We start from the raw sequence: 14578 nt of genomic DNA on the forward strand, positions 1-14578 counted from the left end.
TCCATTATCTTTCCTTTGGCGTGCATTATATGAAACAAATGCCGCCTTATAGATGCACGATATAAGCACTCTCAACAATACCGCTTTTCATAAACGAGTATCGCGATGAATCAAACAACGTCTTCCAAAGGAGCAAGTGAGCTGACGCGGGTCCTGGCGCGTAAGGATATACTCGCGTTGGCATTCGGCGCCATGGTTGGATGGGGCTGGATCGTCATGACCGGCAACTGGATCCAGTCAGCAGGGAGTTTGGGGGCCGTTCTGGCCTTTGTCATCGGCGGGGTTGCTATCGTATTGGTGGGACTGACGTATGCCGAGCTGGCTTCGGCGATGCCACAGGTCGGTGGCGAGCACGTGTACAGCTATCATGCCTTGGGACATTTCGCGTCATTTATCTGTACCTGGACCATCGTGCTGGGCTACATGAGTGTGGTGTCCTTCGAGGCCGTGGCATTGCCGACGGTATTCGAGAATTTGTTCCCCGGTTATGCCGTCGGTGACCTTTGGACGATAGCCGGTTGGGACGTCAAGGCTACCTGGGTGGCAGTCGGCGTCGTCGGCTCGCTGGTCATGATGGGGATCAACTACATCGGTATTCGCACGGCGGCCTTGGTGCAGAAGCTGGTCACCGTACTGATTCTGGTGGTGGGCGTGATGTTCATCACGGGGGCACTCTTTACTGGTGAGACCGCCCACATGGAACCGCTGTTCAACGTCGAGAACGGGCTAGTGGGCGGCATCATGACGGTCATGATCATGGTGCCTTTCATGTTCGTTGGCTTCGATGTCATCCCGCAGGCGGCCGAGGAAATCAATCTGCCATTTCGTGATATCGGCAAGGTCCTGATGATCTCGGTCATCCTGGCGGTGTTCTGGTATGCGCTGATCATTCTGGGTACGTCGCTGATGCTCGACCCCCAAGCCTTGAGTGCTTCTCATCTGGCGGTGCCGGATGCCATGCAGGCCGTATTCGCGGCTCCCTGGGCCGGCAAGCTAATGGTGCTGGCGGGCATAGCGGGCATCATCACTAGCTGGAACGCCTTCTACATCGGTGGTTCGCGTGCCATCTATGCGCTGGCCCATGCGGGCATGCTGCCGGCGTTTCTGGGCAAGCTTCACCCACGTTACAAGACCCCCAGCAACGCGATCATCATGATCGGCGCGGTATCCTGCCTGGCGCCATTCTTCGGGCGTCCGATGCTGGTCTGGTTGGTCGACGCCGGTGGGTTGGGCATCGTCATTGCGTATTTGTTTGTGGCGCTGTCGTTTGTGGTGATGCGTTACAAGAACGCCGATATGCCGCGTCCCTTCAAGGTGCCTTATGGCAAATTAGTCGGCATCGTGGCAGTGGCGTTGTCGCTGGGGATGGTGAGTCTCTACCTGCCAGGTAGTCCGTCCGCACTGTTGCCGATCGAGTGGCTCGTCTTCGGAGCCTGGATGTTGCTCGGATTGGTGATGTACTTGTGGACGCGCAAGCGCTATGGCGTGGCGTACAGTGACCGCATGATGGCCCGTGAGCTTTCCGGCGACAGTGCCGTCAAGGATATCGACTGAAGGTGTCGGTAGGGGACTCTCGATATGCCCCGCGTGAAGGAAGTAGCAGAAGTGCCCGGCCTCGAGCCGGGCACTTTCATTCATGAGGTATCACGCGTTCTCGCCGCGCGTGCATACGGAGAGCACCACGGCGTCCGATTCGCTGACGGACACCAGGGCGTGGCCCATGTCGCTATCGAAGTAGATGCTGTCGCCGTGGGTCAGGCGTAGCGGCTCGTAGAACTCGGTATACAGCAGGATGTCGCCGTCGAGCACCATCAGGAATTCTTCACCGTCATGACGCACCCACTCCTGGAATTCATCGAAGCTGCGGGCACGGACGATGGTCTTGAAGGGAATCATCCGCTTCTGTGCCAGCTGCCATGAGAGGAGTTCGTGCTCATAAGTCGGCGTGGGGTGTTGCTTGCCTTCGCCGACGCGCGTCAGATCGCGGCGACCGAGTGTGTGCGATTGCGGTTTGGGCGGCGTCAGCAGTTGCGGCAGGTCGATCCCAAGGCCGCCGATGAGTTTCTGCACGGCGCTGAAGGTGGGCGAGATCTGATCGTTCTCTATCTTGGACAGCGTCGAACGCGCCAAGCCGGTCCGTTGGCTGACATCTTCCAGGGTCCAGTGGTTGGACAGGCGAATTTCCTTGAGGCGATCACCCAGACGTAGCGGCTCGACGAACGCTTTGCGTCCGGAGGCGATGCGCAGGGCGGCGTCGCTATCGGTTTGGGTAGCCATGGAGTCCACGATAGGAAATAAAGTTTCCGTTAGGATACCACAGCCCGCTGGGCACGGGGCTAGCCGGGCGTCGTTAAGGGGCGCTCACGGGTCGCCGAGAGGAAAACCCAGCAGCGCCTTGAGATGTGCCTCGACACTGGTGCCCAGTGCGTCCAGGTGGTAACCCCCCTCGAGTACCGAAACCAGACGTCCTTCGGCGTATATGCGCGCGATATCCAGGGCGAGTTGCGTCACCCAGAAATAGTCGGGCTCAAGGAGGTTAAGCTCCGCCATGGGGTCGTCGCGATGAGCATCGAACCCCGCCGAGAGCACGATCAACTGCGGTTTGAAGGCTTGTAGCGCGGGGAGCCACTGTGCTTCTACCTCGCGTCGGAATGCGGTGCCATCGTTGCCAGCCGCCAAGGGCGTGTTGACGATGTTGGCCCATGTGCCGTCCTGATAGCGCCAAGGGTAGAAAGGCGATTGGAAACTCGAGCAGACCAGCACGCCGGGGTCGTCCTTGAAGATATTGATCGTGCCGTTGCCCTGGTGGACGTCGAAATCCAGCACGGCGATGCGTTCGACGCCATAACGCTGGCGGGCGTGAGCCACCCCGATGGCGACGTTGTTATAAAAGCAAAAACCCATTGCCGAGCAGCGTTCGGCATGGTGCCCGGGCGGACGCACCGCGCAGAAGACATTGTCTGCCTGATGGCGAAAGACTTGGTCGACGCCACGTACGACCGCGCCGGCGGCGACGCCTGCAGCGGCTAGCGTGTCCGGGTTCATGTGGGTCTCGCCGTCGAGTTCGCTCAAGCCTTCCCGTGGGGCGTGAGCCGTGAGCATCTCCAGATACTGCGGACAGTGGGCAAGCGCGAGCGTCTGCGCGTTTACCGGCCGTGCCTCGGATTGCATGGTATGCGTCAACACACCGCTCAACGCTAGTCGTGCGCGTATGGCTTCCAGGCGCTTGGGGCTCTCGGGATGGCTCGGTCCCATGAAATGCCGCATGCAATCGGGGTGAGTAATATACGCGGTGATCATGGGAACTCCATCCAGAGGATGTCTATCGGCTGAGACGATGGGGGTATGCTGTCTGCGGGAACCTTAAGGCCTGATAGGATGTAAAAACAGTGCCCATAGGTCGAACGATGCCATGTCATCACGGCCGTGACGAGAGGCCTGCATCACGCTCTGTCTGAAAAATGTCCACGCTCGCCGACTCTTCAGGCAGACTCACGTTTAGGCCGCCCGCGTCCGATGCTGAGCGGCAAGGTCTGATCAAGCGGGAGAGATTGCTGTGGGAACGCGTTTTCTGCGTCACTTCTTCGAGCCACATAGCGTGGCAGTGATCGGCGCTTCGGAAAAGTCGCATTCGATGGGCGGCATGGTGCTTGGCAATCTGCTCGAGGCGGGGTTTGCCGGCACGTTGTGGGCGGTGAACCCGCGCGGCTATGACGCGGTGTACGGCGTGGCTTGCGTGAAGCGTATTGCGGATTTGCCCGCCGTGCCGGACCTGGCGATTCTCTGCAATCCGGTGGAAGGCGTGCCGCGGAGTATCGAGGCGCTGGGCAAGCTCGGGGCACGTGCGGCCTTGGTGCTTTCCGGGGGCTCCTATCTCGACGACCGCACACAGGATGGTGGCTCGTTGCGAGAGCGTATGCTCAAGTCGGCGCTGCGCTCGGGGATCCGGGTGTTGGGGCCGGAGTGCCTGGGTATCGTAGTGCCTGGCAGCAAGCTCAACGCCACTTATGCCAGCCAGCCGATCAAGGCAGGGCGCGTCGCCTACCTGGGGCAGTCGGGAATGCTCGGTAACGCCATGATCGATTGGGCGGCGGGGCGCGACATCGGTTTTTCGCATCTGGTGACATTGGGTGACAGTGTTGACGTGATGCTGTCCGACCTCATGGATTACATCAATCAGTACTCGCCGACACGCGCCTTGCTGCTGCATCTAGAGCGAGTGCACGACGCCCAGCATTTCATGACGGCGTTGCGTGATGCCTCGCGACACCGGTTGGTGCTGGCGATCAAGAGTGGACGCTCGGCGCAGTCGATGCTGACGCATGAACCGCAGGCGCCGGGACTCGATAATCACGATGTGGTGTTCGATGCGGCGCTGGCGCGCGCCGGGGTCGTGCGCGTGGATGATTCCGATGAATTGTTCGATGCACTGGAGACACTGACGCGGATGCGGCCGCTGCGCGGTGATCGTTTGGCGATCGTGGCGAATGGTCTGGGACCGGCGCTGTTGGCGATCGACAAGTTAGTGATCGCTGGCGGCAAGCTGGCGGAACTGACCGACGTTACTCGTGATGCTCTGGTGCAAGGGGAATTCGATGTCAGCCTGCCAGGGCGCAATCCCGTCGACTTGGGTGGTAACGCCTCGCCCGAGCGGTTCGTCGATGCGCTGGAAATCGTGGCGGCCGATACCAACGTGGATGCCGTGCTGGTGGTACATGCGCCGACCCGTATGGCGCCCTCCAAGGCCACGGCCCAAGCGTTGATCGCCAATCGCAAACGCTTCAAGCGCAACCTGCTGACCAGCTGGATGGGACTCGAGGAGGCGCTCAAGGCCCGTCATGAGTGCAATCTGGCGGGTATCCCCACCTATATCTCTCCAGAAAAAGCGGTCAAGGCCTTCATGCACATGGTCAATTATCAGCGTGTGCAGACGCTCTTGCAGGAAACGCCGCCAAGCTTACCGTTCACCACGCAGCCCGAGATTCGCGAGCGTTGCCATCGCTTGATCGCCTCGGCCAAGCAGCGTGCGCGCGATCGGCTAACGCATCAGGAAACTGCTCAGGTCCTGGCCGCCTATGGCATCCCCTCGGCACCGAGTCAGTATGTTTTCGGCCCCGAGGAAGCGCTGCAAGCGGCGCGGAACATCGAGGGCCCCATGGCACTGAAAATTGTGCATGCGCATAACTGCGTGCCGTTTCGCTACCGCAAGCATCCGCATAAGCTCTCTGCGGGCTTGCTGCAAGACCTCGAGACGCCCGAGCAGGTGGCCGATGGCGTACAGCGTCTGGGCGACACGGTCCGCGAAAAATTCCCCGAAAGCCCGATTTTCAGCTACTGCCTGCAACGCATGCAGCGCGGCAAGGGGTCGATGCAGCTCTGTGCGGGAATCACGCGTGATCCGGTGTTCGGGCCGGTCATTGTCTTTGGCATCGGCGGTTACAAGATCAATGTGCTGGCGGATCGGCAGGTTGCCTTGCCACCCCTGAACATGACCCTGGCCAATGAGCTGGTATCGCGTACCCATGCGTATCGCCTGATTCGTGAACACGCCTCCGATCCCGAACAGGACGTCGAGCGCCTCTGCGAGTTGCTGGTCAAGCTCTCGCAGATGGCCTCGGATTTGCCCGAATTACAGGGGCTGGAGCTCAACCCGCTGTTGCTCAACCGCGATGGCGTCGTGGCGGTAGATTTCGCTATGGACCTGGGACAGCCCGCGCGCCATGCAATCATGCCGTACCCCGAGGAATTGCGTGAATGGCGGGCATTGGGCAATGGCATGGATGTCGAAGTGCGTCCGATCCGTGGAGAGGACGCGCCGCTGATCACGCTATTTCACGAGCGGCTTTCCGAGGAAAGCATTCGCTTTCGTTATTTCCACCACAAGGCGGACCTGACGCAGCGCGATCTGGCTGTGCTGGCGCAGATCAATTACGACCGCCAGATGGCGTTCATCGCCGAGCATGCGCGGTCCGATGGCAGCAAGGAAATGCTGGGCGTGGTGCGTGTCTGGAACGATCCGGACAACATTCGCACCGAATTCTCCGTGATCATCCGTGATGATCTCCACGGGCATGGCCTCGGTAGCCTGCTGATGGAAAAAATGATCCGCTACTGCAAGGGGGTTGGCATCCTCGAGATGGTAGGCACGGTGATGATCGACAATCAGCCTATGCGAGCATTGCTGAAGCACCTAGGGTTTAGTTTCCGCTATAACATGGAAGAGCAGGTGGTCGAGGCCTCCTTGAGGCTCAACGAGCCGAGCAACGATTGGCAACGCCACCGGCTGGAGAGCCCGACGGACTGATGCCCCTTGCGTGTCTTTCGGTGTCGCGGCGAGGCCGTTCAAGGTCGGCGGCGTCGCTTGCGAAACCCTGCAATAGAATATGATCGAGACGCCTGGCGAGGCGTGTCGGGTTATTGAACCATGGATCAATCATCAGCTGTTTTTATTTGAAGCGATATCAATAAGCAGGTATGATTCGACACGAAACATAACGAAATTTTATCTTCATGTTCATCTCTCATCATCTCCATGATCATAACAAGAGCCAGGAGACTGACCCGCCAGATACTCGCAACGTGACAACGTGACATTGTTGAGCGCTCTTGCTTCGCAAGGGCATGGCGACGACTTGACCAAAGCAGGCAAGCCTATGACTGAAACGGACGAAACCAATATCAAGATTCAGGTGCGCGGCCTGAGCAAGGTGTTTGGCTCCCAGCCTAAGAAAGCACTCGAGATGCGTAACCAGGGGAAAAAGCGCCCCGAGATTTTCGAGCAAACTGGCCAGACTCTGGGGCTTTCCAATATCGACTTCGACGTACATGAAGGCGAGCTCCTCGTCATCATGGGGCTGTCGGGTTCCGGGAAGTCGACGCTGATTCGCTGTCTCAACCGCCTCATCGAGCCCACCGAGGGCGATATCGTGATCGATGGCCAGAACATTCCTTCGCTCAGCGAGAAAGAGTTGCTGGAATGTCGGCGTCGCCACTTTTCGATGGTCTTCCAGAATTTCGCGTTATTTCCGCATAAAACCGTGCAGGAAAACGCCGAATACGGTCTCGAAGTGCGCGGCATCGAAAAAAAATCTCGCGTAGAAAGCGCACGCAACTCCCTCAAGCAGGTAGGCCTGGATGGCTGGGAAGATGCCTACCCGAGCCAGCTTTCCGGGGGCATGCAGCAGCGTGTCGGCCTTGCCCGTGCATTGGCTAACGACTCTACCGTGATGCTGATGGATGAGGCGTTTTCGGCACTCGATCCGCTGATCCGCAAGGAGATGCAGCAAGAATTGATCGAGCTGCAGCATCGCATGAAGAAGACCACCATCTTCATCACCCACGATCTTGATGAAGCGATCAGCATCGGCGATCGCATCATCCTGCTCAAGGATGGCGAAGTCGTGCAGATGGGCACGCCCGAAGAGATCCTGACGCGGCCCGCTGACGATTACGTGGCGCGCTTCGTCGAGGGCGTGGACATGTCGCGCATCTTTACGGCCAATAGTGCCTTGCGCCCTGTGCGTGCCACGGCGCGTGAGAGCGACGGCCCGCGTACCGTGTTGCGCAAGATGAGCGACAACGGACTCGACTCCATCTACGTCATCGGTCGTGACCGTACCTTGTTGGGCATCGTGAGTGTCGACGATGTCGATGCGGCTGCCAGGGCTGGCAAGGACACGATCAACGAGTTGATCCAGAACGACTTCCCGAAGGCCGGTCCGGATGAACCGATGAACAATCTCTTTGCCATGTTTAATGATAAAAGCTATCCGATTGCCATCGTCGACGACAACCAGCGCTTATTGGGTGTGGTCGTGAAGGGCGCGGTACTTGAAAAACTGGCTGAAGCGGGAGAGCACTGATGGCGATTGATATTCCACGCATTCCCCTCGGCGACGGTATCGAGGGTGGTCTCGATTTTCTGACATCGCATTATTCCGTGGTGACGCGAGGTATTTCACGTGTCACGCAGAGCGGGATCACGGTGCTCAACGATGGACTGATGTGGCTGCCTGAATGGGCGCTGATGGCGATCATTGCGCTGATATGCTGGCGGGTCGCTAGCTGGCGCCTGGGGGTTGGAGCAGTATTGGGTCTGGCCTTGATCTGGAACCTTGGCCTTTGGGACCCCATGATCGAGACCTTGACGCTGGTAGTGATCGCTACAGTTGTCGCGGTAATTATTGCCATGCCTCTCGGGGTTCTCGCGGCCATTTCGGATCGCTTCTATAGTGTCATCATGCCGGTTCTGGATTTCATGCAGACCATGCCGGCCTTTGTTTACCTTATTCCGGCCATTCCGTTTTTCGGTATTGGGTCGGTGTCGGCTATTTTTGCCACGGTAATCTTTTCGATGCCGCCGGCGATACGCTTCACGACGTTGGGTATTCGACAAGTTCCCAAAGACTTGATCGAGGCGGCGGACGCGTTCGGTGCCACACGTAGTCAGAAGCTGATCAAGATACAGTTTCCGCTGTCCCTGCCGACGATCATGGCCGGCATCAATCAGACGATCATGCTGGCATTGTCGATGGTCGTGATCGCGGCGATGATCGGGGCCGATGGCCTGGGTAGCGAAGTGTGGCGCGCCATCCAGCGTCTGCGTCCTGGCGATGGTTTCGAAGCAGGTATTGCCGTAGTGATCCTCGCCATGTTGTTGGACCGCATCACGCAGGCAATTCGCAAGCCGAGCAAGAAGACTAGCTAAAAGCAAGGCGTTACAAAACGCCATGTATCGAGCATGCGCTCGAAAAGGAACGGTCGCTGGCCGTTCCGGTAAGATCTCCCATCAATAAGAGAAGGGGAATAACGATGACACGCACTCCATTGAAGAAAGCCGTTCGCTATGGCGCCATCATGATGGCCGCCGGTGCAGGGCTCAATGCGGGCATCGCGCAAGCGCAGGACAGCAAGGGTGATATCACGCTCGCCTATGTCGAGTGGTCTTCCGAAGTAGCCTCCACCAACGTGGTTCGAGCGGTGCTCGAAGAGCAAGGTTACAATGTGGAGATGTCCTCATTGTCTGCCGCTGCGATGTGGCAAGCTGTGGCGTATGGTGATGCCGATGGCATGGTGGCAGCATGGTTGCCTTCCACGCATGAACAGTACCTCGACGAGGTGGGCGACAAGGTCGAGAACCTGGGGCCGAACCTGCAGGGTACCAAGCTGGGGCTTGTCGTTCCCTCTTATACCGATATCTCGTCTATCGACGAACTTGATGACAAGGCCGATATGGTCAATGACGAGATCGTGGGGATCGATCCCGGTGCCGGTCTCATGAACCTGACCGAAAATGTCATCGATGAATACGATCTTGATGATGCTATCAACCTGCAATCAGGTAGCGGCGCCACCATGACCGCTGCGCTGGATAGTGCCATCAAGAACGATGAAGATATCGTGGTCGCTGGTTGGACACCACACTGGATGTTCGCACGCTGGGATCTCAAGTACCTGGACGATCCCAAGAACGTCTACGGTGGTGCCGAGCACATCAATACCGTCGTGCGCCAAGGGCTGAAGGACGATATGCCGGAAGCCTACGCGATTCTCGATAACTTCGAGTGGACGCCGGAGCAGATGGGCGAAGTGATGCTCATGAACCAGGAAGAAGATTCCGATCCGTACGAAAACGCCAAGAAGTGGGTCGATGAGAACCCCGATGTCGTCGATGAGTGGGTAAACGGCGACAGCTGATAAGCGCTACTTTCGATAGTATTTGTCGAAGAGCGTTGAACCAGACGCCCGATCCTACGTGGATCGGGCGTTTTGCATGGTGGGCTGGCCAACGCGCTGAATGAGCCAAGCCGTAAGATTAAGGCGCCAGACGCGTTTTGCTCCAGGCTGCGTCCTGCTCGTGGTGGCGGTAGCGAATGCGGTCGTGGAGACGGTTGGACTGGCCTTGCCAGAACTCCAGAATAAGCGGGCGAACACGATAGCCACCCCAGTGAGGTGGACGCTCGACGCTCTGATCGGAATAGACCTGTTCGAAGCGTTGCTTGCGCTCCTCAAGCCATTCGCGGTCGGGGATTTCTACGCTTTGCTGGGAAATCCACGCCCCTAGCTGGCTGTCCCGAGGGCGGCTGGCGAAATACTCATCCGAAATGCTGGTCTCGGCTTTTTCCACGCGTCCTTCGATACGTACCTGCCGGTGAAGGGTGGGCCACCAGAACACCAGAGCAGCATGCGGGACATTGGCCAACTCACTGCCTTTGTGGCTTTGGTAATTGGTGAAGAACACGAACCCTTGCGCGTCGAAATGCTTGAGCAATACCACGCGGGCATGCGGGAGTCCTTGGCTATCGACGGTGGCCAATGTCATGGCGTTGGGATCTTGAGGTTCATGCTCACGGGCAGCCGAGAACCAGGCCTGAAACAAATCGATGGGCGATGCCGGCGTGTGCGCGTCGGAGAGTGTCTCGCCAGCATAATCGCGTCGAAGGTCAGCGATATCGTAGTTCATGGTCTTCCTCTCCTAAGTGTGTATCCATCTTCATTGGGTGGCGGCCTTCGGCGGATTTTTCCGGTGAATGCGGTCATACCCATCAGGATAGCGCTCCAGGCGGTCGAGATCGTTCTTAGTCTTTCAATTGTTGTCGACGCCAGCGTGCATAGGCGGCAGCGCTGACGAACAAGATGAGGGCGGCAAGTGTTTCCAACGTCCCCCATACCAGCCGTCCCGGGAGCTGAGCGATCATCAGTCCCTGCAAGATATACAGCAGGCTGACAAATGCGAGCATGACATGCCCACGCGGGCGTCTGGTGATAATAGGGGGCAGGAAGAGCACTAGAGGCAGGAGGCGAACGGCGATGGGCATCAGGCCAATCTGACCGCTGGCATGTAGTTGCCAACCGCCGATCAGTTGCAAGATGGCCAGTGCCGCCAAGCCGCCCCAAACGCCTCGACGTGCCTGTATCGCAACATATGCTAACCCGTAGCGTGTCGCCAGTTGGTCGAGCTGTTGGCGCATTATGTCGCCTCATGCAGCGAGCGCATGGCCAGGGCGAGACGCCCCAGTCGCTCGCCCTGCGCGCGTGCCAGCGTCGTTTCGTCGTCATCTACAGGACGGTCCGCCTGTGCGCCGGCAAGATGGCTCGTACCATAAGGCGTACCACCGGATTGCGTCGTCAGCAGGCGCGTCTCACGGTAGGGCACGCCGGCATAGACCATGCCGTGATGCAGCAAGGGAATCAGCATCGTCAGCAGGGTGGCTTCCTGTCCCCCGTGCAGGCTGGCCGTGGAGGTGAACGCCGTGGCAGGCTTGTCGGCCAGCGCACCGTTCATCCACAGCTCGCTAGTGGTATCCAGGAAGTATTTGAGAGGCGATGCCATATTGCCGAATCGCGTGGGGCTGCCCAGCGCCAAGCCATGACAGTGGCGGAGATCGTCCAGGCTCGCGTAGACAGCGCCCTCGGCAGGGATTTCCGGATCGACTGCTTCACAGGTCGTGGAAACGGGGGGGACGGTACGTAACCGTGCCGCGATGCCGGAGATGCTTTCCACGCCGGCGGCGAGCTGCTCCGCCATTTCGCGTGTGGCGCCGTTCCGTGAATAGAATAGTACGAGTACATAGGGTGTTTCAGCAGCGGGTTGAGTCATGGGAGGCCTCGTGTCGGGGGACATCGATCATTCAATCAAGTCGAGAAGAACTTCCGGGGGACGACCGATGCGGGCACGCGTGCCGTCGTCGAGTATCGGACGTTGCATGAGCCGAGGATAGTCGGCAATGGCCTGCAAGCGCTCCTCGTCGCTGGGATCCTCGAGCGCCAAGGCTTTCCACTGGGCTTCATTGGTGCGCACCAAGGCGGGTACGCCGCCCTCAAGACGCTGCGCGAGCGTACGAAGATGGGGGATGTCGAGTGGAGCATCGAGATAGCGATGCACGTTGACGTCGACACGGCGGGTCTCAAGCAGGGCCAAAGCCTCTCGCGACTTAGAACAGCGCGGGTTGTGGTAAAGTGTAAAAGTCGTCATGCCTTAACTCCGGCAGCTGGGGTCGACGAATCAACTAATTAGCCAAGCATTGTAGAGTGCCACATGCGACGCCCACAACTCCTCGACCGCCGCTGGCCCGCCATCATCCTGCGTAGCCTGCGTGAACTGATACAGCGTTTCGATTCTCATGACGGGCTCAAGACTGCTTCGGCGTTGACCTATACGACCTTGTTCGCCGTGGTCCCGTTCATGACCGTCGTCTATGCAATGCTGTCGGCCATCCCCAGCTTTCAAGGGATCAGCGAAGAACTTCAAGGCCTGATTTTCAGCCAATTCGTGCCTGCCACGGGGTCGTCGTTGGTCGAGCACTTGCGTGATTTTTCTCGCCAGGCCCGCAGCCTGACGTTGATCGGTCTGATCTTTCTGCTGGTGACAGCCGTGATGATGATGGTCACCGTCGAAAAAGCGTTCAACACGATCTGGCATGTGTCGCGGAGTCGACGGGGAGTGTCCAGCTTTTTGTTGTATTGGGCGGTGCTGACGCTCGGCCCTTTGCTGCTAGGTTCCGGGTTCTTGCTATCTTCCTACCTGGCGTCGTTGACGTTGGTGCGCGGTGCCGCCGAGGTGCTGGGCGGGCCGGCGACCTTCCTGCGTCTGTTGCCGCTGACGCTGAGCTTCACGGCATTCGTCTTCATCTACATGGCGGTGCCTAATTGCCGCGTGCGCTTTCGGCATGCCGTGGCCGGGGCAGGGTTGGCGGCACTGGCGCTGGAGCTTGCCAAGGGCGCTTTTTCGCTTTATGTCACTTATTTCCCCTCCTACCAAGTGATCTATGGCACTTTTGCCGCCGTGCCCTTGTTTTTGATATGGGTGTTTCTGTCTTGGTCGATCGTGTTGGTGGGGGCTGAGCTCGCGGCCTGGTTGAGTGAGCGCCGACGTGTCGAATGGCGTTACTGGCCACCATTCTGGCAAGCCGTGGGTGTCGTATCGCGTCTTCATGAAGCGCATCAGCATGGGCGATCGCTTGCCGACCGAGAATTGGCGATGTGCCTTGGGCTGCGGTACACGGAAGTGATGACGCCTCTGGAAAAGCTCGGGGTGGCCGCTCAGCTCGACAATGATCGCTGGATGCTGGGACGTGATCTGGGTGAGCTGACGCTCTGGGAGTTTCAGCGTGCCATGCCATGGCCGGTGCCGCTGGGTGACAATGCGCCGCTGAGCGAAATGGCGCTCGTGCATGCTGCGCTTCAGGAGGCTGAAGATCACCGCCAGCAGGTATTGACGAAGCCTATTGAAAGCCTATTGCACTCGTCTCGTGAATGACGGCAGGGTGATTGAAATATTCATATTTTATACCGTTATCTACCTTGCGCTTTCATCTCAAAATTGAACCTGACTATAAGCGTTGATAAACCCAAGCACTTTGACCACTAGCGAGTTTGACGTTTATACGCCGATAACGCTCGCCGAGATGCTCGTATCGGTCCAAACGTTTGAGTTCATCGCTTGTGACTGAAAGAGTATAGCCATCGACCTGCGCATTCGTCGCGGGTGAAATATCCAACTCATCACGGGTATAACCACGAAGCGTGGCGGGTGTCGCGGTACCGGCACGTCGCATGACTAGCCAGCGGATCGGGGCATAACGCAGAGTGCCATAGACAAACACGGTATGGTGTTCGAGGCGATGATCCATAATCGGCGGGTTGGCGGGTGCTGCATAGCCATAGGGGCTCTGGAAGGCGTACCAAAGGTAGCCGAACCCGAGAACGATGACGAGTACGGCGGCACCCCCAATTCTATAGACCCAGCGCATTGGCATCTCCCGAGTTCTTAAAGTGCAAGACTGTGTACGAGTGAAGCAGGGTGCCCATGTTTGCGCTTGCCGCCAGGGGCGGTGAGTGTGGCATTATCTCGTTAGCTTGGGAACCGTCAAGGCTTCCCGAGATCGTGGGCCATAGGAGAGCAAGCCAATGAGCCAGCACATGCGGGACGATCTATTTCGGCAGATGTTGGGAGAAGACGTTCAGCCCTTGACCAAAGGCCGCGACAAGGCGGACGTCGAATATTCGCCCTCCGCTCCTTCTGAGGCTCAGTTGGCTCGCCGTGCTCAGGCCGAGGCCGATGAGTCGGAGAGCAATTTCTTATCCGATGAGTTCGTCGAGCTGGTAGGGCCGGCCGATCCCATCGAGTATCGCCGCGATGGCATCCAACTCGGCGTTGTCGAGCGTTTGCGCCATGGCGGCTATGCCCCGGAAGCGTATTTGCACTTGCAAAAAAGGCCGCTTGAAGTATGTCGCCGTGAGCTGTTTCGGTTCATACGCGATGCGCGCGAGCATGACCTGCGCTGTGTGTTGATCGTGCATGGCCGTAGCAAGGAAGCTGAAGGGCAGGCGAATATCGCACGCTCCTACGTCGGCAAATGGCTGGCGCAGTTCGATGAGGTGCAAGCTTATGTCTCGGCGCATAAAAGCCACGGCGGCTTGGGTGCCACCTATGCCATGTTGCGCAAGTCGGAGCGTGCCCGCGCCAGAAATCGCGAACGCCAGCAGAAACGACGGGGCTGATTCCCTATCGGGAGAAGCGAGCTAAGAGAAAAACGCAGAGGGCCGACGTCCTTCTCGTTTGAGCGTGCGTCGGCCA

At 58.4% G+C, this 14578-nt stretch carries 14 protein-coding genes; 7 read left to right on the plus strand and 7 right to left on the minus strand.

What is annotated here, in order from left to right; genetic code table 11:
• Positions 1-105: 105 nt before the first annotated feature.
• A complete protein-coding gene (locus L1071_RS12325) occupies positions 106-1554 on the plus strand; it encodes an APC family permease (RefSeq protein WP_246975285.1) in 1449 nt (482 codons plus the stop codon).
• Between the two features lie 90 nt (positions 1555-1644).
• Here L1071_RS12325 and L1071_RS12330 read toward each other — a convergent pair whose 3' ends face one another.
• Entirely contained in the window at positions 1645-2277 is a 633-nt protein-coding gene (locus tag L1071_RS12330) for a helix-turn-helix domain-containing protein (RefSeq protein WP_246898120.1), read from the minus strand.
• 84 nt (positions 2278-2361) lie between these two features.
• Positions 2362-3300, minus strand: coding sequence for a histone deacetylase family protein (locus tag L1071_RS12335; protein WP_246975286.1), 939 nt, complete (start codon positions 3298-3300; stop codon positions 2362-2364).
• A 256-nt stretch (positions 3301-3556) separates the two neighbouring features.
• Here L1071_RS12335 and L1071_RS12340 point away from each other — a divergent pair, with 256 nt between their 5' ends.
• The 4 genes from L1071_RS12340 to L1071_RS12355 all read left to right on the plus strand — a co-directional run bounded on the left by L1071_RS12340 (position 3557) and on the right by L1071_RS12355 (position 9696).
• Positions 3557-6304: a bifunctional acetate--CoA ligase family protein/GNAT family N-acetyltransferase gene (locus tag L1071_RS12340; protein ID WP_246975288.1), complete on the plus strand. Its 2748-nt coding sequence runs from the start codon at positions 3557-3559 to the stop codon at positions 6302-6304.
• Between the two features lie 349 nt (positions 6305-6653).
• Positions 6654-7862, plus strand: coding sequence for a quaternary amine ABC transporter ATP-binding protein (locus L1071_RS12345; RefSeq protein ID WP_246975289.1), 1209 nt, complete (start codon positions 6654-6656; stop codon positions 7860-7862).
• Positions 7862-8707, plus strand: a complete 846-nt coding sequence (locus L1071_RS12350) for an ABC transporter permease (protein ID WP_246975291.1) — start codon at positions 7862-7864, stop codon at positions 8705-8707. Before L1071_RS12345 ends, L1071_RS12350 begins: the two co-directional genes overlap by 1 nt.
• 104 nt (positions 8708-8811) lie before the next feature.
• The gene (locus L1071_RS12355) at positions 8812-9696 is read left to right on the plus strand and encodes a glycine betaine ABC transporter substrate-binding protein (protein ID WP_246975293.1); all 885 of its coding nucleotides are present in this window, start codon (positions 8812-8814) and stop codon (positions 9694-9696) included.
• 118 nt (positions 9697-9814) lie between these two features.
• Here L1071_RS12355 and pdxH read toward each other — a convergent pair whose 3' ends face one another.
• From pdxH to L1071_RS12375, 4 genes are all read right to left on the minus strand, one after another.
• Complete coding sequence (gene pdxH / locus L1071_RS12360) at positions 9815-10462, minus strand: pyridoxamine 5'-phosphate oxidase (RefSeq protein WP_246975295.1); 648 nt, start codon at positions 10460-10462, stop codon at positions 9815-9817.
• 115 nt (positions 10463-10577) lie between these two features.
• Positions 10578-10970, minus strand: a complete 393-nt coding sequence (locus L1071_RS12365; RefSeq protein ID WP_246975297.1) for a DUF2069 domain-containing protein — start codon at positions 10968-10970, stop codon at positions 10578-10580.
• Positions 10970-11599 (minus strand): NAD(P)H:quinone oxidoreductase, encoded by a 630-nt coding sequence (gene wrbA, locus L1071_RS12370; RefSeq protein WP_246975299.1) that lies wholly within the window; start codon positions 11597-11599, stop codon positions 10970-10972. The genes L1071_RS12365 and wrbA overlap by 1 nt, the downstream gene beginning before the upstream one ends.
• Positions 11600-11626: 27 nt before the next feature.
• Positions 11627-11974 carry an arsenate reductase family protein gene (locus tag L1071_RS12375; RefSeq protein WP_246975301.1) on the minus strand — a complete coding sequence of 116 codons (348 nt, stop codon included), beginning with the start codon at positions 11972-11974 and terminating at the stop codon, positions 11627-11629.
• 63 nt (positions 11975-12037) lie between these two features.
• On the opposite strand from L1071_RS12375, the gene L1071_RS12380 reads away from it, so the two are divergent.
• Complete coding sequence (locus L1071_RS12380) at positions 12038-13258, plus strand: YihY family inner membrane protein (RefSeq protein WP_246975302.1); 1221 nt, start codon at positions 12038-12040, stop codon at positions 13256-13258.
• A 73-nt stretch (positions 13259-13331) separates the two neighbouring features.
• Here L1071_RS12380 and L1071_RS12385 read toward each other — a convergent pair whose 3' ends face one another.
• Positions 13332-13751, minus strand: coding sequence for a gamma-glutamylcyclotransferase family protein (locus tag L1071_RS12385; RefSeq protein WP_246975304.1), 420 nt, complete (start codon positions 13749-13751; stop codon positions 13332-13334).
• Positions 13752-13908: 157 nt separating this feature from the next.
• Here L1071_RS12385 and smrA point away from each other — a divergent pair, with 157 nt between their 5' ends.
• Positions 13909-14502, plus strand: a complete 594-nt coding sequence (gene smrA / locus L1071_RS12390; protein ID WP_246975306.1) for a DNA endonuclease SmrA — start codon at positions 13909-13911, stop codon at positions 14500-14502.
• The last annotated feature ends 76 nt before the right edge of the window (positions 14503-14578 follow it).

Source organism: Chromohalobacter sarecensis (assembly GCF_023061135.1).
GTDB classification, from domain to species: Bacteria; Pseudomonadota; Gammaproteobacteria; order Pseudomonadales; family Halomonadaceae; genus Chromohalobacter; species Chromohalobacter sarecensis.